2 protein-coding genes are annotated in these 891 nt (G+C 62.9%); one reads left to right on the forward strand and one right to left on the reverse strand.

Annotated elements, in window-relative coordinates; all coding sequences use genetic code 11:
* A partial coding sequence (locus tag DAI20_RS19255; RefSeq protein WP_205781491.1) for a UDP-3-O-acyl-N-acetylglucosamine deacetylase occupies window positions 1-291 on the forward strand: 291 nt, incomplete at its 5' end.
* A gap of 282 nt (window positions 292-573) precedes the next feature.
* Here DAI20_RS19255 and DAI20_RS19260 read toward each other — a convergent pair.
* On the reverse strand, window positions 574-891 hold a 318-nt coding region (locus DAI20_RS19260), incomplete at its 5' end, for a DciA family protein (protein ID WP_108252874.1).

An 891-nucleotide genomic window follows, 5' to 3' on the forward strand; every position in this document is an offset into this window, starting at 1 on the left:
GGCGGTTCGATGGACAACGCCATCGTGCTGGACGAGTTCCGCGTGCTCAACGAAGACGGCCTGCGCTACGCCGACGAATTCGTGCGCCACAAGATCCTCGACGCGATCGGCGACCTCTATCTGGCCGGTGGCCAGGTGCTGGGTGCCTACGAAGGCTTCAAGTCCGGTCACGCCCTCAACAACAAGCTGGTGCGGGCGCTGATGGCCGACGCCACCGCCTGGGAATGGGTCAGCTTCGACTCGCCGGCCACCCCGGACCCGGTGGAATATGCCACTCCGGCCTACGCCTGATTCCTGTAGATCGTTGAATTGAAAGACAAAAGCGCCGCCTTCCAGGGCGGCGTTGTCGTTTCAGGCGTGTTCGGCGCATTCAGCATGCTTGACGCGCGTCAAGGCCGGTTCGAGGTCACGGTTTTGTGAACCTGTTGGATCGGAAGCCTGAATTTAACGCAGTTTTAACAACAATCTAACGACAGGCCCCCGGATGGCAGCTAGGATGCGACCCGGCCCCCGAAATGTTTCACGCCGTGGTGACACGCGCGACGGGGAGCGGAGCCGGATGCTCCGTTGTCGTCAGGACCGCTTCTTCGGCTTCGAAGGAACGTCCTGCAGGCAAGCCAAGGCGTCGCGTAGCCCTTTGTGCGTGGCGGCTGAAACTGCGTGGGGTCCATTCCGGTTGTCGAGCGCTGGGGAGCGCGTGGGAGTGGGAGACGCAGTCTTGATGGTCACCCTGGTGGCCTTCAGCCCGATGGAACGGGCCGCGTCGAGCAACTGGGCTTCGGCAAGCCGCAACTTGGCATGCCAGACCGGGGACTCGACGAGAAAAACGAGGTGTTCCCCGTCCACATTGGCCAACCGGCAACGGCTGCGCAGAGGTGGCGGCAACTGGGG

The sequence above is a fragment of the Planctomonas deserti genome (assembly GCF_003067705.1).
Lineage (GTDB): Bacteria > Actinomycetota > Actinomycetes > Actinomycetales > Microbacteriaceae > Planctomonas > Planctomonas deserti.